The organism is Microcoleus sp. CAWBG58, from assembly GCF_020883045.1.
Taxonomy (GTDB): domain Bacteria; phylum Cyanobacteriota; class Cyanobacteriia; order Cyanobacteriales; family Microcoleaceae; genus Microcoleus.
This window is the reverse complement of record NZ_JAHRFA010000039.1, coordinates 39,356-59,084: the sequence shown is the minus strand read 5'-3', so window position 1 is coordinate 59,084 and position 19,729 is coordinate 39,356. Positions and strand designations below refer to the sequence as shown.

Annotated in this window: 11 protein-coding genes and 1 pseudogene; 5 read left to right on the top strand and 7 right to left on the bottom strand. The window is 44.0% G+C overall.

Going from position 1 to position 19,729, the window contains the following annotated elements; translation table 11 throughout:
* Window positions 1–199: 199 nt before the first annotated feature.
* The 6 genes from QZ918_RS18445 to dnaK form a co-directional block, all read right to left on the bottom strand.
* Window positions 200–412, bottom strand: coding sequence for a hypothetical protein (locus QZ918_RS18445; RefSeq protein WP_293153182.1), 213 nt, complete (start codon window positions 410–412; stop codon window positions 200–202).
* A gap of 31 nt (window positions 413–443) precedes the next feature.
* A complete protein-coding gene (locus tag QZ918_RS18440; protein WP_293337433.1) occupies window positions 444–2,879 on the bottom strand; it encodes a dynamin family protein in 2,436 nt (811 codons plus the stop codon).
* Window positions 2,880–3,099: 220 nt separating this feature from the next.
* A complete protein-coding gene (locus tag QZ918_RS18435) occupies window positions 3,100–4,062 on the bottom strand; it encodes an Rpn family recombination-promoting nuclease/putative transposase (protein ID WP_293337431.1) in 963 nt (320 codons plus the stop codon).
* 310 nt (window positions 4,063–4,372) lie between these two features.
* A complete protein-coding gene (locus tag QZ918_RS18430) occupies window positions 4,373–5,434 on the bottom strand; it encodes a DnaJ C-terminal domain-containing protein (RefSeq protein ID WP_293337429.1) in 1,062 nt (353 codons plus the stop codon).
* Window positions 5,435–5,647: 213 nt separating this feature from the next.
* Complete coding sequence (locus QZ918_RS18425; protein ID WP_293337427.1) at window positions 5,648–5,920, bottom strand: four helix bundle protein; 273 nt, start codon at window positions 5,918–5,920, stop codon at window positions 5,648–5,650.
* A 218-nt stretch (window positions 5,921–6,138) separates the two neighbouring features.
* On the bottom strand, window positions 6,139–8,277 hold the full coding sequence (gene dnaK, locus QZ918_RS18420) for a molecular chaperone DnaK (protein ID WP_293153226.1): 2,139 nt from the start codon (window positions 8,275–8,277) through the stop codon (window positions 6,139–6,141).
* Between the two features lie 298 nt (window positions 8,278–8,575).
* Between dnaK and QZ918_RS18415 the strand changes: the two are divergent.
* From QZ918_RS18415 to QZ918_RS18400, 4 genes and pseudogenes are all read left to right on the top strand, one after another.
* Window positions 8,576–9,345 (top strand): annotated as a pseudogene (locus QZ918_RS18415) (Uma2 family endonuclease).
* A 104-nt stretch (window positions 9,346–9,449) separates the two neighbouring features.
* Window positions 9,450–12,842 (top strand): DEAD/DEAH box helicase family protein, encoded by a 3,393-nt coding sequence (locus QZ918_RS18410; RefSeq protein ID WP_293337425.1) that lies wholly within the window; start codon window positions 9,450–9,452, stop codon window positions 12,840–12,842.
* Window positions 12,843–12,965: 123 nt separating this feature from the next.
* Window positions 12,966–13,535, top strand: coding sequence for a Uma2 family endonuclease (locus QZ918_RS18405; RefSeq protein ID WP_293153169.1), 570 nt, complete (start codon window positions 12,966–12,968; stop codon window positions 13,533–13,535).
* A 165-nt stretch (window positions 13,536–13,700) separates the two neighbouring features.
* Complete coding sequence (locus QZ918_RS18400) at window positions 13,701–17,201, top strand: Eco57I restriction-modification methylase domain-containing protein (protein WP_293337423.1); 3,501 nt, start codon at window positions 13,701–13,703, stop codon at window positions 17,199–17,201.
* A 128-nt stretch (window positions 17,202–17,329) separates the two neighbouring features.
* On the opposite strand, the gene QZ918_RS18395 is transcribed toward QZ918_RS18400, so the two are convergent.
* Window positions 17,330–17,968 carry a restriction endonuclease subunit R gene (locus QZ918_RS18395; protein WP_293153163.1) on the bottom strand — a complete coding sequence of 213 codons (639 nt, stop codon included), beginning with the start codon at window positions 17,966–17,968 and terminating at the stop codon, window positions 17,330–17,332.
* Window positions 17,969–18,238: 270 nt separating this feature from the next.
* Between QZ918_RS18395 and pds the strand changes: the two genes are divergently transcribed.
* Window positions 18,239–19,612, top strand: a complete 1,374-nt coding sequence (gene pds / locus QZ918_RS18390) for a 15-cis-phytoene desaturase (protein WP_293337421.1) — start codon at window positions 18,239–18,241, stop codon at window positions 19,610–19,612.
* Window positions 19,613–19,729 lie beyond the last annotated feature (117 nt).

The following is a 19,729-nucleotide window of genomic DNA, read 5'->3' as shown; positions in this document are numbered from 1 at the left end:
ATTCGCGGCTATACAAACGATGTCCGCCTCCGCGGACTAAGAATTAAGAATGTCTTCAACCCGCGGAGGCGGGTTTTGTCTGTGTAGCCGCGATTTCCAATCGCCGTAATTGATGCTCTTTTAGCAATAATCCCGGCGAATAGAATTCGCGGCTATACAAACGATGTCCGCCTCCGCGGACTAAGAATTAAGAATGTCTTCAACCCGCGGAGGCGGGTTTTGTCTGTGTAGCCGCGATTTCCAATCGCCCGATTTCCAATCGCCCGGTTTCCAATCGCCCGGTTTCCAATCGCCCGGTTTCCAATCGCGGCGGTTTCCAATCACCCGGTTTCCAATCGCCCGGTTTCCAATCGCGGCGGTTTCCAATCGCCTTAATTTCAATCGCCCGGATTTCCAATCGCCTTAATTTCAATCTCCCCGGTTTCCAATCGCCTTAATTTCAATCATTCACAATCCACAACAACGCTATTATTATCTCCAATTATAGGCAACAAATGCTCGTGCAACTTCATTGCTTGCAAACAACTATTAATTCCCGAAACCGCCCGATCGTACTCTTGAATTTTCTCTTCATTCTCAGCTTGCAACCGCAGATTCTTAGCAATTTTCTCCTCAGCTTCCTGCGCCAAAGTTTGCTCCAAATAATCGCGGGCTTGACTGTATTTCTGCAAAATATCATCAGCTTGCTGTTCCGCCATCGGTAACAAATGCTCTTTCAGCGTTTGATTCACAGTTTGGCGGAAAGTTTGCCGAATGGTTTTCGATACTTTCGGCTCAAAATCTAGCCTCAATAATTGTCTAATTGCTGGTTGCGCGTCTACCATATTTTCGCAGTCAAAACCTTGGGATGTTTGCTGCAATGTTTCCCGGAATTGGTAAATCGAAAACGTGCCTTCGTCGTAAAAACGGGGACTTTCTCGCACGTAGCGATCGCACTCCACGCCCGCCGCATTCACCAAAGCACGAGAAACCCGCTGTGACAACTCCTCTAACTGCTGTTCAATTCCCCCGTCATTCCCCAACAACCGATAAAGTAATCGATAGTATTCTGACTTGCGAATGCTGTCTTTCAAATACTGGAAATAATTCTCAACCAGTGACTTAGTAGCCTCTACTAAAATATCTTCCAACTGATTCGCTAAATAGTAAAGCGCTTCCACTAAAACCGCAATTAAAGGTGCAGTAGCATTGCGCGGATGAGTCATCAAAGTGCGTCCGTAAGCCGCCTCAACCGAAAACCCATCTAACAATTCATCCAAGCGGCGAATCATCCGAGATTGCAGTTGGCGAAAATCTGTATCGAAAATATCGCATTTATTCATAATCATTTCATTGATTTCTGTCGCGATATGTTCTCGAAATTCCTGTCCGACTTGCTGCAATTCTTGATTTAGGCGTAAAAGTTCTTGGGCTTTCATCGCTTCAATTTCGCGGGGCTGGCTGTCCAAATTCCGCTGAATTGTTTGGTATTGTTTCCGCAGTTGAATGCACAAATCCTCTAAATCGTCAGCGAGATTTCTGAAGAGTTGCGGGCGCTTTTCTTTGGTGAGATAGTCGGTGATGGCTGTGCGAAAATCTTCGATGCCGCTATCTTGAATTAATTGCATAATTAACGGTTGACCTTGTTCCGCCAGAATCCGCACGTAGTTTTGACTGGGCGTTTCGTAGCTGTTAACTGAAATCCGAAATTTGCTGGGAGATAGTTTGCCGGAATTCGCGCAGTAGCGGTTAAATTCGCTGACAAATTGCGGTGTTTCTTCACTGTTTTCGCTTTTACTAGCCGCATTGATATCTGCATGAAGTCGATCGCGATTTTCGACAAAAATGCTATCCAAACCAAAACGATCGCGCCCGGTTGTCCCTTTAATCAAACTTCCGTAAAATCCCAGCAACCCGCTGGTTTTATAGACTCTGGCGGTGTCGCGAAAGTCGGAATTAATCAGATTTTCCAAGCGCTGACGCAGTTGCGCGTTGTACCAAGTTTCGTCGATGCGGTTGAAAATGTAAAACAGGCGATCGCGAATTCCGGGATTCGATCGCGTTTTTTCCATCAACTCCGTCTCTTCCGTCGTCATTTCTCCAGACGACGCAGCCTTCAATACGCAAACAACCGCCGAAGTATCCGGGCTTTCAATCTTATCATAGGTCAATGCCGCATCCTGTTTGACAGGCGCATCAATTCCCGGCGTATCAATAATAATATTCCCATCTTGCAGCAGCGGGTGGTAACAGTAATATTCAACTCGCTTGAGTACAGCACTGTTGCTACCGCGCCGCGCGTAACTTGCAGCTTCCTTGAGATTGGAAAAATTAAACTGTTCCATCGAATAAGTAGCGTTTTCGATAGTTTGGATGCGATCGCGATTCGCTTCAAACCCTTCTAATAGCAAAGTAAGAGCCTTTGCTTGTTTAGCTCGCTCCGATTTATTTTCTCCGCCTTCCTTTTCGATAATTATGCTGCATCCCTGAGCTAAAATTTTAACTACATCTGTGAGATTAATATCGATTTCAGTCGTTAAATTTAACTGCTCGCACAGAGCATAGGCTTGCTGGCGAATCTCAACTTCGCTCGAAAAAGTGAGAACAACACGCTCTTTTTGGGCCGATTCAGCGTAGGCGATATAGCATTCAGTACCGGTTGCGTGTCCTTCAGCGCTGTAGAGCAATTCTCGCTCCAGCAAAGCATTGATCAGCATTGATTTTCCCGCACTAAAAGCGCCCGCAAACACAATCTCAAACTCAGGAGAAATTGCCTTTTTCAGAGAAGATTGTACCGCCGTGATATCTTGTTGTCGCAGAGACGATTCTTGACGCAGCAGTTGGAGTAGAGAGTCAACTTGCTCTTGCAGATTTTTGCATTGAGGCGGCATTTGAGTCATTGTGGCGGAATGCTCCTGTATTGTGGAAAAATTAGCTTGAGGTTAATTTTCGGCTAGTTCCTGAAGAATTGCAACAGTAATTTTACTTATGTTATCGAGTGCGATCGGGAGCATCTCATTTTTGTACACATGACACTCACATTTGTAGTAGGGTGCGTCAGCCACTTCTGACGGAACATCTGAAAATTAGGCTAATCGCTGACGCACCCTACAGAGTCGGCTATCGGGCGGGTAAATCTTGTGTTTCCAGCCAAGCTGTTAAATCCGAGATTTGGGTAAAATTGAGCAAAGCTTCTGCTAAATTTTCTAATTTCGCGATCGACAATTCCTGAATTTGATTTTGAACTTCGGGAGCGATCGCACCTACACGACGTTCTAACAAACGGATAATTAGTGCGAATTGTCCTTCCTTAATTCCTTCTTGTCTGCCTTCTTGTTTGCCTTGTTGTCTGCCTTTTTCTGTTGCTATACTGACCGCTTTAGTGATTGCTCCCCGACGGTCTTGGATGTAAATTTCCTGTTTTTGCAACTCGCTTAATTCGTCATAGCTCAAATTAGCTTTGGTCGCTATTGTAAATGCTTGACTAATCTCTGGCACCTCTTCCATTGTTGCAGGTACTGAGTTTAAGTCCCTAGCAGTTTTGAGAAAATATATCCACTTATCGGTTAATGTTTCTAACTCGTTCAAACTTTTTTGGAACTTGGGTAACTCAACAAAAACTAATTCAAAATCGAAAATAGGATAATCGCTTAAGAACTCTCTTTCTTTTAGCACAAACCGCGAAATTACTTTCCTAAAATCCTCAAACATCTCAAAATCAGTGATGGTCAAGGCAATCACTGGATTCAACATTACATATTGTTCTGCTGTTTCTAATTGCGTTGAATAAGCTTTGGCTGCATTGTACAAAATCCGCTTTTCAAAAGCCTCTACGTTCAAAACCTGCATCTCGATAATTACCTCTGTGCCGTCATTTAATTTCGCTCTAATATCTACGTAAGTATCCTTCAGCCCTCGGATTAGCGGTAATGAATGAGGATCGAGGATTTGCAAATATTCGATGGTGGGCTGATTGTCATACAACAAGGCATTCAAAAAACTCTTGAGAATGTCTTTGCTATTTTGTGAACCGAAGATTTTTTTGAATGCGAAATCAGTTTTAGGATTGATGAATGTGAACATATAGATAATCGGTGAATTTGTAATGGTTGAGGTTTCAGGTGCGGGAGGCGCACTCTACTATCTATATTATACAAACAAGATTTCCCGCGTGCAGCGCGCACCCACAGGGGAGCATATCAGTTTTTCATTTATATATAGCAATACTCGCATCATTTTCATAGTTCTTGTAGGGGGTTCTTTAAGATCCGGTTGCCCCGATAGATAGGGGGTAGGCACGGGGCACTACCCCTACCAATCTTGATGAATCATTTAGGATAGCTCTACAATAAAAAATGCTTCTTGCAAAAATGAGATGCTCCCATCTACAAAATTAAACCGACAAATCTTGACGCGGTTTAAAAGTCTCAATTTGCCGCAACTTTTCGTACAATTCTCTTTCTTCGTCGCTAATTTCCTTGGGAATTAACACCTGAATTTCTACTAGCTGATCTCCCCGATCGCCATTTCCAGTCGGATAACCCTTATTCGCCAGCCGCAACCGCTTCCCAGACGTGACTCCAGGTGGCAGTTTCATCTTCACCAAGCCGTCTAGAGTCGGCACTTCAATGTCTCCACCAAGTACCGCTTCGCAGGGTGTCAGCGGCAATTCGCAGCAAATATCCGACATTTCCAAGCGGAAAAATGGATGGGGAGAAACCGTGATTTTTAAGTACAAATCGCCACCGCCAATACCTTGATTTCGCAGGCGAATTCGCTGGCCCGATACCATCGCCCCCGGCATATTTACCTCGATCCACCGCCCGTCGTCCAAGCGGATGCGCTCGGTACCGCCCGAATAAGCTCTTTCCAAAGGCAGAGTTAGCCTCGCATCAATGTCTCTTCTGATTTCGCGATCGTCTATTTCCCTGGTTTCGCGTCGAATTTCGCGATCGTCCAAATCCCTTCTCTCTTCCCGAGAATTAGCAACATAACTCGTTTTCTTAGAAGCCGTATTCCACGGTTCTGAAGTGGGAACTCGCGGTGCATCATTCTCTGTCGCCATCCTCACTTCCCGGCGCCTTCCGAGCACTTGATCGAGAAATTTATTAAAATCTGAGTAATCGCTAAAATCGATATCTTCCGCTGGTTTTCTGCGATTATTTTTGTTATTTCCCCAACTTGTAAAATTGGGAATTTTTACGCCTTGTTTGCCTTGAAATCCCTTTTGCTTCCAGAATTTACTAAACTGGTCGTATTGAGCGCGCTTTTCGAGATCGGACAGAATATCGTAAGCTTCATTAATATCTTTAAACCTATCTTCAGCAGATTTATCTCCCGGATTTACGTCAGGGTGCAACTGTCTCGCCAGTCGTCGATAGGCTTTTTTAATCTCGTCAGCCGTAGCATCTCTGGGTACTCCCAGTATTTGATAGTAATTACGAAAGTTTTGCATAATTTGGGAAGGAAGAAGGAAGTTCGGCAACGGATTTTGTAGCGGATGTAACGGATGTAACGGATGTAAGTCCGATGTAAGTCCGATGGAAGTCGGAAGAGGGAAGAAGGAAGAGGGAAGAATGAAAATTTTTTATTCTGTGTGAAGTTTATTGATATTGCTGACCATTAGTCGTGTGAGTTCATCTACTTGTTTGACAACGGGTGAGATTTTTTATAGTGCGGCAAACCCCACTTTTTCAGAAATCACTAGATGAGTATCCAGTTCTCTGAGCGAACCGAGAGCTATTCGCAAATATCTAATATACTCTTGTCGGGTAACACGTCCATATCCCTCAGCAATGTTAGCTGGTATTGATACAGATGCACAGCGAATTTGACTGGTAATACCATAAAGTTCAGATGGATGAAATGATTTGGTTAATTCGTAGCAAAGTTGACAAAGATAAATACCCCGCTGCCAGATGTATTGTTCTCTATGGGACATATAACATAGTTTTCTCCTTGCTGATTGTAGTAATCTCTATCTATTTCCAAGAAGTCTAGTGTAGTAGAAGAGAGAAAAAAGAAGTCCAGAAGAAGTGGAAAAAGGGCGGTCACATATTCTCTGCTAACAATCCGCTATTTTCCTTCTTCCTTCTTACTTCTTACTTCTTCCTTCTTCCTTCTTCCTTCTTCCTTCTTCCTTCTTCCTTCTTCCTTCAATTACAACCAATCATCGTCGTCATCCCAGTCGTCGCTTTGGTTTTGATAGGGGCGAGTTGGGCGGTTATTGCTGGTTCTGCGATCGGGTGTGCGATCGTAGGATCGATCGCGATCGTAGGATCGATCGCCCATACGATCGCGATCTGGCATCCGATCGCGATCGTAAGAGCGATCGTAAGGGCGATCGGGCATTGGATCGACAGTCGATCGCCTGTAGGGCTTAGCATTTTGATAATAGCTGCTGTCATCGCTGCGCCGCTTGGTACTATCGCCTGTAAAAGTCCGCTTCACAGACTCAAAGAAATCATCATCATCATCATCCATTGCAAAAGCTGCAACTTCGCGACTCAGATCGTAAAGAGCATCCTGCAAATCCGAGCCAACTTGGTCAACCCCCCGCTCATCCTTACGTTCCAAACTGTCTCGCAATTCCCGAATTAAAGTTTCAATTCGCTGGCGGCTTCTTTGGGCAAACTGCATTCCGCGATCGAGTGCAACTTCCCGCAACTGTCGCTCAGCTTGATAAGCCAAAGCCTCAGCGCGATTGCGTTTTTCCACCTTTTCCCGCTGCAACTTATCAGCTTGAGCAAACTGTTCCGCATCGCGAATCATTTGATTCACTTCCTGCTGGCTCAGCGTCGAAGCACCTTGCACAGTAATGCTTTGTTCCCTGCCGGTAGTTTTGTCCAAAGCAGTCACCAACAGCATCCCGTTAGCATCAATATCAAAAGCCACTTGTACCTGCGGAATCCCTCGCGGTGCCGGCGGAATTCCCGTTAATTTAAACCGTCCCAAAGACTTATTATCTCTACCTAATTCCCGTTCCCCTTGGATGATGTGAACTTCTACCACAGTTTGGTTGTTTTCAGCAGTCGAAAAAATATCCGATCGCCTAACTGGAATAGTAGTATTGCGCGGAATCAGTTTTTTCATCACCCCGCCGATGGTTTCCAAGCCCAGGGACAGGGGCGTCACATCCAACAGCAGCACGTCCCGGACATCCCCGCCCAAAATCCCCGCCTGAATAGCAGCACCCACCGCCACAACCTCATCGGGATTGACATTTTGATTCGGTTCGCGATCGATCAAACTCCGCACAATTTCCTGCACCAAAGGAATGCGAGTCGAACCGCCCACCAACACAACTTCATCAATCCGAGAAGGACTCATATTGGCATCAGCCAAAGCTTGTTTCACCGGACGGCGCATCCGCTGCACCAAATCGCTGCACAGCCCCTCAAATTGACCGCGAGTCAAGCGCGTTTCCAAATGCAAAGGCCCATCTTCATTTGCATCAATAAACGGCAAATTAATCTCAGTAACGCCAACTCCCGACAGCTCTATTTTTGCTTTTTCTGCCGCTTCGATCAAGCGCTGCAAAGCTTGGCGGTTTTTGCGTAAATCCACGCCTTCTTTTTCTAAGAATTGTTCAGCCAACCAATCAACAATTTTGGAGTCAAAATCATTGCCACCCAACTGAGTATCGCCGCTAGTTGCTTTAACTTCAAATACTCCATCTCCAACATCTAAGATAGATACATCAAAAGTACCGCCGCCCAAATCAAAAACTAAGATTGTTTGACTTTCTCGCCTTTCCAAACCGTAGGCCAAAGAAGCCGCAGTCGGCTCATTTAAAATCCGCTTCACATCAAGTCCGGCAATTCTACCAGCATCCCGCGTCGCCTGTCGCTGCGAGTCGTTGAAATAAGCCGGAACAGTGATTACAGCCCCCGTAACTTCTTGTCCCAGATAGCGGCTGGCTTCATCGGCCAACTTCCGCAACACCATCGCCGAAATTTCCTCTGGGGCGAAATCTTTTTTCAGGCGAGGGCATTTGATTTTGATGTTTCCGTTTTCGTCGCGGCGAGTTGTGTAAGGGACGCGCTTTGCTTCTGGAGTCAGTTCGGTATATTTGCGCCCGATGTACCGTTTGACGGCGTAAAAGGTGTTTTGGGGGTTGAGAACATTTTGGCGTCTGGCCATTTGTCCGACAAGGCGTTCCCCTTCCTTGGTGAAAGCAACCACCGAAGGAGTTGTCCGCATCCCTTCTGCGTTGGCAATCACAACCGGTTTGCCGCCTTCCATGACGGCTACTACTGAGTTTGTCGTTCCGAGGTCAATGCCAACTACTTTTCCCATACGTCCGTTGTCTCCTGTGGCGTTGTGTGTAGCTTTTTCAATATAAGCGTTAAGTTCGATCGCATTTATTGTACCGCGTCGAGCCACGGGGCTGCGGGGGGTTATCTCACTTCGGGGTAGCGGTTGGGGTTGGTTGGGTGCGATCGACCTTTTTTCCATATGGCTTTGGCGCAGAGACTGAGGAGCAAATTGATTAGAATGGAGAGCAAAAGTTATCCTATCATCAACATCAAAATTAAAAGCCGTTAGCGCAGCCCTCGAAGAGGATCGCACAAACACCTCCAATCACCATAAAACTATGAAATTCAGCTTAGATGTAGAAAACAATCCCACTGGCTGGCCGGATCATACTCAACTACCCGAATCAGACGGTACTTTTGTGAAGAACTTTCAAGAACATCCCCAAAGCATTTTACTAACCGATTCCATAACTCCCGTTTTAGAAACAATTCACGCTGATGGTAACTATTGCATCGGTCAAGATAGTGGTATTTATTGGCGATTAGCTGACCCGTTAGAAAAGGGTGCAGAAGCGCCTGACTGGTTTTACGTTCCCAATGTCCCGCCAACACTAGACGGTAAATATCGGCGTTCTTACGTGATGTGGCAAGAGTTTGTAGCACCATTAATCGTGTTAGAGTTTGTATCGGTAATGGGTCGGAAGAACGGGATAGAACGCCTTTATTGCGATCGGGTAAACAGGAAACTAAACCGGGGAAATTCTGGATTTATGAAAATGTGATTCGTCCCGCATTTTATGGAATCTATGAAGTCAACAAGGCTAGTGTTGAAGTGTATTATCTCAGCCAAGGTAGGTATGAATTAGTTGCTGCAAATGAGCGCGGTCATTATCCGATCGCACAGTTAGGAGTAGAATTGGGAATTTGGCAAGGTAGTTATCAAAATGTTGAATTACCTTGGCTGCGCTGGTGGGATAGTGCAGGTAATCTGTTGTTATCGGGGGCCCAAAGAGCCGAAGAAGAGCGGGAAAGAGCCGATCGCGCCGAAGACCAGTTAGAGCAATTACGCGCTCAATTGCGATCGGCCGGAATCGAACCGCAATTATAAACAGGTTCGTAGTGAGGACTTTAGTCCTTCTATCTTAATTATCAAGGACTGAAGTCCTTACTACAAACTTTTTATTTACAACTAACCTATAGAGAATAAACTAAGTGCCGCGCATTTTTGACAACATCGAACTATCTCTCCTACCAGTATTACGAGAAACCATCAAACTCTCCTACCGGGCCGATTTTTGCGTTGGCTATTTCAACCTCCGGGGATGGCGAAGCATTGGCGATTTAATCGAAGCATATATGGGAAATCGGGGAGCCTGCTGCCGCCTTTTGGTGGGAATGCAAAGTTTGCCATCCGATGAATTGAATGCTAGTTTTAGTCTGATTTCCCATCACCGGGGGATTGACAATAGTGCCATTATTCGACTCAAAAAACGGATAGCAGAGGAATTTCGCCAGCAGTTGACAATAGGCGCTCCCAGTGATATCGACGAGCAGGGATTACGCAGGTTGAGCTATCAGATTAAAACCGGAAAAGTCATTGTTAAATTATTTTTAGCTTATCATCTACACGCTAAGCTATATCTCGTTCACCGTCACGATCCAAACAGTCCGATAGTTGGCTTTTTGGGTAGCAGTAATCTGACTTTATCGGGACTCTCAAAACAAGGAGAATTGAATATTGATATTCTCGATCAAGATGCTTGTGATAAATTACAAAAATGGTTTGAAAATCGCTGGGAAGAATACGGTTGTATTGATATTTCTCAAGAACTTGCAGAAATTCTCGATCGCAGTTGGGCGCGATCGGAACCAATTCCACCCTATCACATCTATCTCAACATGATCTATCATTTGTCCCGCGAGGCGATCGCAGGTATTGCCGAATTTCAGATTCCCCGCGATTTTAATAATTTATTTCAGTTTCAAGAAGAAGCCGTTAAGTTAGCCGCCCGTCACATTACCAAACGGGGAGGCGTGATTATTGGCGATGTGGTAGGTTTGGGCAAAACTTTAGTCGGTACGGCGATTGCCAAAATTCTCCAAGAAGACTGTCTCTTGGAAACCTTAATTATTTGTCCGAAAAACTTGGTCAAAATGTGGCAAGAATATGCAGACAAATATCGCCTGCTGGCCAAAGTCTTATCGATCAGTCGGGTGCAGCAAGAATTGCCAGAATTGCGGCGCTATCGAGTTGTGTTAATTGATGAAAGTCACAACCTCAGAAACCGAGAAGGCAAGCGATATCGAGCAATTCAAGAATATATCACCATCAATGAAAGTAAATGTATTCTGCTTTCGGCAACTCCTTACAACAAAACCTATTTAGATTTATCTTCTCAGTTACGGCTGTTTATTCCCGAAGACCAAAATTTAGGATTGCGGCCGGAAGCTTTGCTCAATCAATTGGGTGGCGGCAGTCAAGGAGAGTTAGAATTTATGAAGCGACATCAATGTTCAGTGCGCTCTTTAGCTGCTTTTGAAAAGAGCGAACATCCGGATGATTGGCGAGATTTAATGAAGCGCTATATGGTGAGGCGAACTCGCTCGTTTATTAAAGAAAATTATGCGGAAAATGATGCAGAAAACGATCGCAAATATCTAGAATTTGCCAATCGCACTCGTTCCTATTTTCCCGATCGCCTTCCCAGAACCATTAAATTTTCATCCGAAACTTCCACAACCAATGCCCAGCTTGACTTCCCGGAAATTGTCGAAGTCATCAACGCCCTAAATCTGCCCCGTTACGGGCTGGGAAATTACATCGCCAAAAAGCCCAAACAACAGCCGACTGAAGCAGAACAGCGACAGTTAAATGCCCTATTTCGTGGCGGTCGTCGGTTGATGGGATTTTCGCGGACAAATCTGTTTAAACGGCTAGAAAGCAGCGGCAGTGCCTTTATTCAGTCGATCGAACGGCACATCCTGCGGAATTTTATCTACTTATATGCGATCGGGCAAAACTCCGATATCCCGATCGGCACTCAGGATGCAGAATTGTTGGATACCCGCAACAGCGATGAAGATGCTGATTCAGTTGTAATGAGCAGTTTTGATACCGAAGAAACCGAAGATGATTCGGGAGAACTTTTAGATATCGAAGCGGAATTGCTGTTAGGCGAAAAAAGTTTTAAACAGCGCGCAGAAGTAGTTTATGGAGAATATCAAACACGCTACCAGCGCAGGTTTAAATGGCTGAAGTCAGACTTTTTTGATAGCAAGAAGCTAAAACGGGATTTGCTAGCCGATGCCCGTTCTTTAATTGAAGTATTGCAAACTTGTAGTGTATGGCATTCTCAACCAGATCAAAAGTTAGCAGCTTTGGTGACATTGATTGCAGAAACTCATCCGCATGAGAAGATACTAATTTTTACTCAATTTGCCGATACAGTCCGTTATATAACTGACAACTTAACCAAGCTCGAAATTGCAGGCGTTGCATCGGTAACAGGCAAATCAAAAGACCCCACAGAACTCACATTTCGGTTTAGTCCAACTAGCAACGGTAAGCGGGATAAAATCTCACCAGAACAAGAATTGCGGGTTTTAATTACCACTGATATTCTGAGTGAAGGTCATAACTTACAAGATAGTGCAATTATCATTAATTATGACTTACCTTGGGCAATCATTCGGTTGATTCAGCGGGCGGGCAGAGTAGATAGAATCGGGCAAACAGCCGATCGCATTTTGTGCTATTCATTTTTGCCAGAGGAAGGAGTGGAACGGATTATCAACCTGCGGGAAAGACTGCGCCGGCGATTACAGGAAAATGCCGAAGTTGTCGGCACCGACGAGACTTTTTTTGAGGATGATTCACCGCAAGTCATTCTGGATATTTACAATGAAAAATCCGGGATTTTAGATGGCGAAGAAGATGCCGAAGTTGACCTAACATCCGAAGCTTTTCAAATTTGGAAAAATGCGACTGACAATAATCCGACTTTGAAGAAAACCATTGAGTCAATGCCAAATGTAGTTTACTCAACTCGCGCTCATACACCCGCACCATTGCAGCCAGAAGGAGTTTTATTGTACATGAAAACCACCGAGGGGAATGATTCGTTGATTTGGGTCGATCGCAATGGAAACAGCGTCACGCAATCGCAACTCGCCATATTAAGAATTGCCGCCTGCGACGAAGCGACTCCGGCGATTCCGAGAGACAAACAGCATCACGAATTAGTCAAAAAAGGTGCTGAGTTGATAGCAGAAGAAGAATTAACTGCGGGCGGACAATTAGGGAGATCCTCCGGTGCTCGGTTCCGAACCTACGAACGTTTAAAAAATTACGCGCAGTCCATGCGTGGTACAATATTCGCATCGGATGAGTTGTCAAAAGCGATCGATGAAATTTACCGCTATCCCCTGCGTCAGTCGGCAATTGACACGTTGAACCGGCAGTTAAAAAGCGGTATAGGCGATCGGGCATTAGCAGAATTAGTTGTAGGATTGAGAATGGATGACCGTTTTTGTATAGTTAGTGAAGATGGAGACAAACGGGAACCGATGATTATTTGTTCTTTAGGCTTGTTTCAGGAGATATAATTAAAGTAGGGTGCGTCGCCGGGAACAATTCTCGCTGCTGACAAATATTATCGAGCGACGCACCATACCACCTGTTCCAGAACAAATAAGATGTACAATGAATAATAGCTTTATTTTAAAATTATGACGCTATCAATTGAGCCTAAATCCAAGCTTTCTCTGGCAGCATTCTTGAATTTATCAGAAACCGAACCTGCGAGTGAATACATCAACGGTCAAATTTATCAAAAACCGATGCCTCAAGGAAAACATAGTCTGATTCAAACTGAATTTGCCTCAACGATTAATCAACAGGGTAAACCCAGAAAACTAGCCTTAGCTTTGACTGAGTTACGCTGCACATTTGGAGGACGTTCCTTAGTACCAGACATTGCTGTTTTTGAATGGCCTCGCATCCCTGTTGATGAAAATGGAGAAATTGCAAATCGATTTGAAAGTCATCCCGATTGGGTGATTGAAATCTTGTCACCAGAACAGTCTCCTAATCGTGTAATTAATAAGATTATTTTTTCGATTCAGCACCAAACTAAATTAGGTTTATTTATAGATCCTAACGATCGTTCTGTGATGGTATTTCAACCAAATCAGTTACCAGAAGTGAAATATGACACTGATATTATACCAGTTCTGAATGTGTTAGGCGATTGGCAATTACGAGTTGAAGATATTTTTAGTTTTTTACAAGTTAATTAATTCCGTCTTTCTGATTTATCGACTACGCCAAGAAACCGGGTTTTTTCCGAGATTAAGGATTATAAACCAGTATTCTCGCAAAAACCCGGTTTCTAACCACCCGCCCCCAATTCCCATAACATCCGTTACATCCGCTACAAAATCCGTTGCCGAACTTTCTTAACCATGCCACAAACACTCGAACAATCCCGTCAACTTCTCCAAGACTTTGAATTCAACAAACTATTCGTCCAAAAACTCGGTTGGGATAATCCATCATCCCCCAAAACCATACCCGCAGAAATAGAAGGCGAGACTTATTCCCGAAAACAAATCGCCCAACTTTTAGGAGTAGTTGTATATGAAATTACCACCGCTATCGGTAACATTCCCAATGCAGCCAAAAGACTGACAATTTATCGCGAAATTGTCCAAATCTCTGCCGAAAACTTATTAATTTTTATTGACCAAAACCGCACTAAATCTCTCTGGTATTGGGTGAAGCGCGAAGGTACAAAACTTTATCCTCGCGATCATGTATATGTGAAACGGGAACCTTGCGATTTGTTGTTGAGTAAGGTGACAGCTTTAAAAGTTGATTTAGCAGAATTAGAAACGCTGCGGTTGACTGGTGTCCTCCAAAGATTGCAGGTTGGCTTGGATGTCGAAGGAGTTACTAAGAAGTTTTTTGAAGAGTTTAAACAGCAACACGTTGAATTTTTGAATGCGATTCGCGGCATTGACAAAGAAACAGATAGGCGCTGGTATACTTCGGTTTTACTCAACCGTTTGATGTTTGTTTATTTTTTGCAGCGCAAAGGGTTTATCGACAATGACAGATTGATGTATTTGCAGGAAAAGTTAGCCGAAAGCAAGCAGCGGGGAACGGATTTATTTTACTCGAAATTCTTGACAACACTGTTTTTTGAGGGATTTGCTAAGCCTCTGGATTTACGGGCGGAAGGCGTTACAGAATTAATCGGCGATGTTAAATACTTGAATGGCGGACTGTTTCTGGAACATTCTATCGAACAGAATTATCCGAATATTTCTATACCTGATGTTGCTTTTGAGAAAATCTTAGATTTATTTGCGCGCTATTCTTGGAATCTCGACGATACGGTGGGCGGGAAGGAAAACGAGATTAATCCGGCGGTTTTGGGATACATCTTTGAGAAATACATTAACCAAAAAGCCTTTGGTGCTTATTATACCAGGCCGGAGATTACAGAGTATTTGTGCGATCGCACTATCAACAAACTAATCCTCGATAAAGTCAACCAATCCCTCAACTCCTCCAACTCTTCCTCCCCCTCCCCCTCTTTCTCCCCCCTTAGCAAGGGGGGCCGGGGGGGTTCTTCTCATAAATTTGAAACCATCACCGAACTCCTCACCAATCTCGACGCAAATCTCTGCCGCCGCCTGCTAGAAGAAATCCTCCCAAACCTCACATTATTAGACCCAGCCTGCGGTTCCGGCGCGTTTTTAGTCGCAGCGATGAAAACGCTGATTTACATCTATTCAACTATCATCGGTACAAGCAAGTTTTTAACCGACCATTATCTCAATGATTTACTCAAAACCATCGAAACAGAGCATTCATCACTCAACTATTATATCAAAAAACGGATTATTAGCGACAATCTCTACGGCGTGGATATCATGCCCGAAGCAGTGGAAATTGCGAAATTGCGACTATTTTTAGCCTTAGTTTCGGCCGCCCACGATGTTAGCGAATTGGAACCATTGCCGAATATTGATTTTAACATCATGGCGGGGAATTCATTAATTGGATTGATTCGGGTGGATGAAGAACGATTTGATTCTGTAGGAAATTCGCGCCAAGGTAATTTGCTGCAAATTTTAGCTTCTGCTAATTACAAAAAAATTTTAGCAGACAAGAATAAGTCGATTGATTTGTATAAAAAACACGCTTTTCAGTCCGGGAAACAGGAAGGAACTTCTCAAGAATCGCGATTATTGAATTTGCGGCAGCATATTGAAAAGTTAAACCAGGAGTCGCAAGTCAAGTTAAATCAGTTATTGTTTGATGAGTTTACCAGGCTGAAAATTAAGTATGAAGAAGTGCAGTTAGCGGGGAAACCGCAGAAACGAGTTTTAAGTATTGATGATATTGCAAAATTGCAACCGTTTCACTGGGGATATCACTTCGATAGAATTTTAGAACGGGGAGGTTTTGATGCGATTATTGCTAATCCACCTTGGGAAATTTTCAAGCCAGATGCTAAGGAGTTTTTTGCTAATCATAGCAATTTAGTAACGAAAAAGAAGATGGATATTAAGAGCTTTGAAAAAGAGCAAAAGAAACTCTTGCAAGATTCTGAAGTTGCTAATGCTTGGTTGGAATATCAGAGCAATTTTCCCCACATTAGTGCTTACTATCGTTCAGCAGAACAGTATAAAAATCAGATTTCAATTGTCAATGGTAAAAAAGCAGGTACGGATATTAATCTCTACAAACTTTTTGTAGAGCAATGTTTTAATCTCTTACGCAGAGGTGGCGAGTGCGGGATTGTGATTCCCAGCGGCATTTACACTGACTTGGGTACGAAGCAACTGCGGGAAATGTTATTTAGTCAAACACAAGTCACGGGGTTATTTTGTTTAGAAAATCGTAAAACAATTTTTGAAGGAGTTCATAAGAGTTTCAAAATAGTTGTCCTTACTTTTGAGAAGGATGGGATAACCACTGAGTTTCCGTCTGCTTTTATGCGACTTGATGTGGATGAACTGCAAAGGTTTCCTAGTGGTGATAGCTTGCAAATTAGTATTGAATTAGTGCGGAAATTATCTCCTGATTCTCTGTCGGTGATGGAGTTTAAAAATGAGGGAGATATTCGGATTGCTGAGAAAATGCTCCAATTCCCGTTACTTGGCGAACAGATTGAGGGGAAATGGAATCTGCGGTTAACTGCCGAATTTCACATGACTAATGACAGTCATTTATTCAAGCAAGAACCAGGGAAAGGGAGACTGCCACTTTATGAAGGTAAGATGATTCATCAGTTTACTCATCTATGGGGTAAACCTAAGTATTGGATAGATGAGGATGAAGGACGCAAAGCATTATTGAAACGTAATGAAACAGACATAGGACAAAAGCTAGATTATCAAACTTATCGTCTGGCATTTAGAGATATTGCTAGAAACACCGATTCTCGAACAATGATTATGACTATGTTGCCAAGAGAAGTTTTTTGCAATCATAAGTTGCCAACAGCGGTCATCAGATATAGCGAACAGTTACAACCTGATTGTCAAGCTGAACTATTTTTTATGTCAGTGATGAATAGCTATGTAATTGATTGTGCTTTTAGACAGCGAGTAACGACAAATCTTACCTTTTTCTTCATTTATCAAATGCCTGTCCCAAGATTAACATCAGGTGACAAATACTTCACCGACATCGTACAGCGCGCCGCCAAACTGATCTGCACCACCCCAGAATTTGACGAATTAGCCCGAGAAGTCGGCTTAAACTCCCACCGAGAAGGTGTTACCGATGAAACAAAACGCTATCAATTGCGAGCGGAATTAGATGGCATCATCGCCCACCTTTACGGATTAACCGAAGCCGAATTTGCGTATATTTTGACTACTTTTCCCATTGTGCCAGAAACCGTGAAAGATGCAGCATTAGCGGCCTATCGCACCTTTGCGGTATAACTGGGGAACCTCCTGAAATCATCCATTTCAAGACTTATGCACTCCAACCAAAGAAACCGGGTTTTTTACTGAATCTGTGGGTGAAAACCAAAGACTTTCGGAAAAAAACCCGGTTTCTGATTCCCCGACTAAGCCAGATTACCCACATTCAACTCGCCGAGGCGCTTCAAAATACTCAGCACGGTGTACAACTCGTTCCCTGGATTTAAAAGGCAAAACTTCCGAGAAAAAGCGTACTGCGGTGTTTCCCCCTTAACTAATTTGACAAATAGAAAATCTGCCCCATTCATTAACAATCCGTAAGTAGGTCGATCGCTCTTCAGATTAGCTAACATATAAGCTAGCAACTGCGGAATCCCTACTTCCAAAGAGAACGCGGCTTTCTTGGACTCGATAACTACTACCCAAAACTCCTGAAACAAGGCTAAAACATCCAACTGTCCCCTGACAATCATTCCTTCATCTTCGTCAATAATTTCTACAGACTTTTCTGAAGTAACGTGAAAAGGAGCAAGATAAAAATCAGCCAAGTCTAATAATGGAGACAATACTACCATTTTGACTGTATTTTCTAGAAGCGGGGGATATTCTAGCAAATTTGTGTAACTGGCTTGCACTCTGTCTAATCGCTGTTTCTCAGCTTCTGAGATTTCTGGCAAATTATCCTGCCACTCGCGAAAGAATTGGTCATCTCTGACTAATTTAATTCCAAATTTTGTTCTCAAGTCGTACATCGTGACATTTCGAGCTTGAATTGTTTGTACCATAAACTTAATTGATTTATCAAAATTCATTCTTAGTTTATAATAACAAAACTTACTAAATTTTCGTCGATCGCGAATTACGCACACATACCAAAGAAACCGGGTTGTTTGGGGTTTTTGGATTGTGTTACCAAGTTTTCTGGCAAAAACCCGGTTTCTGAGTCCCCGCACCGGACACGGCAGTGCCGTTTCCCTATAGATTTCCCCAAAATATTGTAACGAGTTGTAAAGTATAATGAAAACGAAGCGAACACAGAGGCCAAGTAGTATCAAATGCGAGTTGCGATCGCCGGAGCAGGCTTAGCAGGACTTTCCTGCGCTAAATATCTTACCGATGCGGGTCACACCCCCATCCTCCTAGAAAGTCGGGACGTACTCGGCGGTAAAGTAGCCGCCTGGAAAGATGCAGACGGCGACTGGTACGAAACCGGCCTCCACATCTTCTTCGGTGCATACCCAAATATGCTGAAACTCTTCAAAGAACTTGACATTGAAGACAGGCTGCAATGGAAAGAACATTCCATGATTTTCAATCAGCCAGAAACTCCCGGAACCTATTCTCGCTTTGATTTTCCCAATATTCCGGCTCCGTTGAATGGCCTTGTGGCTATCCTCAGAAACAACGATATGCTCACCTGGGCCGAAAAAATCAGTTTCGGCATTGGTTTGATTCCGGCGATACTTCAAGGCCAGAAATACGTCGAAGAAATGGACAAATACTCTTTTTCAGACTGGCTGAAAAAGCAAAATGTCCCCCCCAGAGTCGAAAAAGAAGTATTCATCGCCATGTCCAAGGCGCTCAACTTCATCGATCCCCACGAAATATCTGCAACCATTCTGCTGACAGCCCTCAACCGCTTCTTGCAAGAGACAAAAGGCTCGAAAATGGCCTTTTTAGACGGTTCCCCTACGGAGAGGTTGTGCCAGCCGATGGTAGACTACATAACTGAACGCGGTGGCGAAGTCCGGCTGAATGCACCCATCAGAGAGTTTTTGCTCAATGATGACAACACGGTGCGCGGTTTCCAGATTGGCGGCGTCAAGGGGGCACAGTCAGAAATTCTGACGGCCGATACTTACGTTTCGGCGATGCCGGTTGACCCGCTGAAGCTGATGATGCCAAAACCTTGGGGCGAAATGGCTTATTTCAAAAAGCTCGAAGGTTTGGAGGGAGTACCGGTGATTAATGTACACTTGTGGTTCGATCGCAAGCTGACAGATATCGACCATTTGCTGTTCTCGCGATCGCCCTTGCTGAGCGTCTACGCCGACATGAGCAACACCTGCCGCGAATATGCCAACCCAGACAAATCCATGCTGGAATTGGTACTCGCACCGGCAAAGGACTGGATAGGCAAATCCGACGAAGATATCGTCGCAGCCACAATGGTCGAGTTAGAAAAACTCTTTCCCGACCAAATCCCAGAACCCGCCAAGGTGCTCAAATATCACGTAGTCAAAACCCCACGTTCCGTCTACAAAGCCACCCCCGGACGCCAGGAATGCCGTCCCTCGCAAACAACTCCGATTAGCAATTTCTATCTAACGGGGGATTATACAATGCAGCGTTATCTTGCGAGTATGGAAGGTGCCGTGCTTTCTGGTAAGCTGACAGCGCAGGCTATTTCAACTGCCAATAAAAAATGAAAAATTAAGAATTTTTCATAAAGACTGGGGCTGACGCACGGGCGACCAGAAACCGGGTTTTTAGCCAAAATATTTGCTTAAAACCCTCAATCTCGGTTCAAAAACCCAGTTTCTTTG

Coding starts and splice junctions, on each gene's coding strand:
- pds (WP_293337421.1), top strand. CDS start 18,239: ATGCGAGTTGCGATCGCCGGAGCAGGCTTAGCAGGACTTTCCTGCGCT.
- QZ918_RS18430 (WP_293337429.1), bottom strand. CDS start 5,434: ATGCAAAACTTTCGTAATTACTATCAAATACTGGGAGTACCCAGAGAT.
- QZ918_RS18425 (WP_293337427.1), bottom strand. CDS start 5,920: ATGTCCCATAGAGAACAATACATCTGGCAGCGGGGTATTTATCTTTGT.
- dnaK (WP_293153226.1), bottom strand. CDS start 8,277: ATGGGAAAAGTAGTTGGCATTGACCTCGGAACGACAAACTCAGTAGTA.
- QZ918_RS18400 (WP_293337423.1), top strand. CDS start 13,701: ATGCCACAAACACTCGAACAATCCCGTCAACTTCTCCAAGACTTTGAA.
- QZ918_RS18435 (WP_293337431.1), bottom strand. CDS start 4,062: ATGTTCACATTCATCAATCCTAAAACTGATTTCGCATTCAAAAAAATC.
- QZ918_RS18440 (WP_293337433.1), bottom strand. CDS start 2,879: ATGACTCAAATGCCGCCTCAATGCAAAAATCTGCAAGAGCAAGTTGAC.
- QZ918_RS18405 (WP_293153169.1), top strand. CDS start 12,966: ATGACGCTATCAATTGAGCCTAAATCCAAGCTTTCTCTGGCAGCATTC.
- QZ918_RS18395 (WP_293153163.1), bottom strand. CDS start 17,968: ATGGTACAAACAATTCAAGCTCGAAATGTCACGATGTACGACTTGAGA.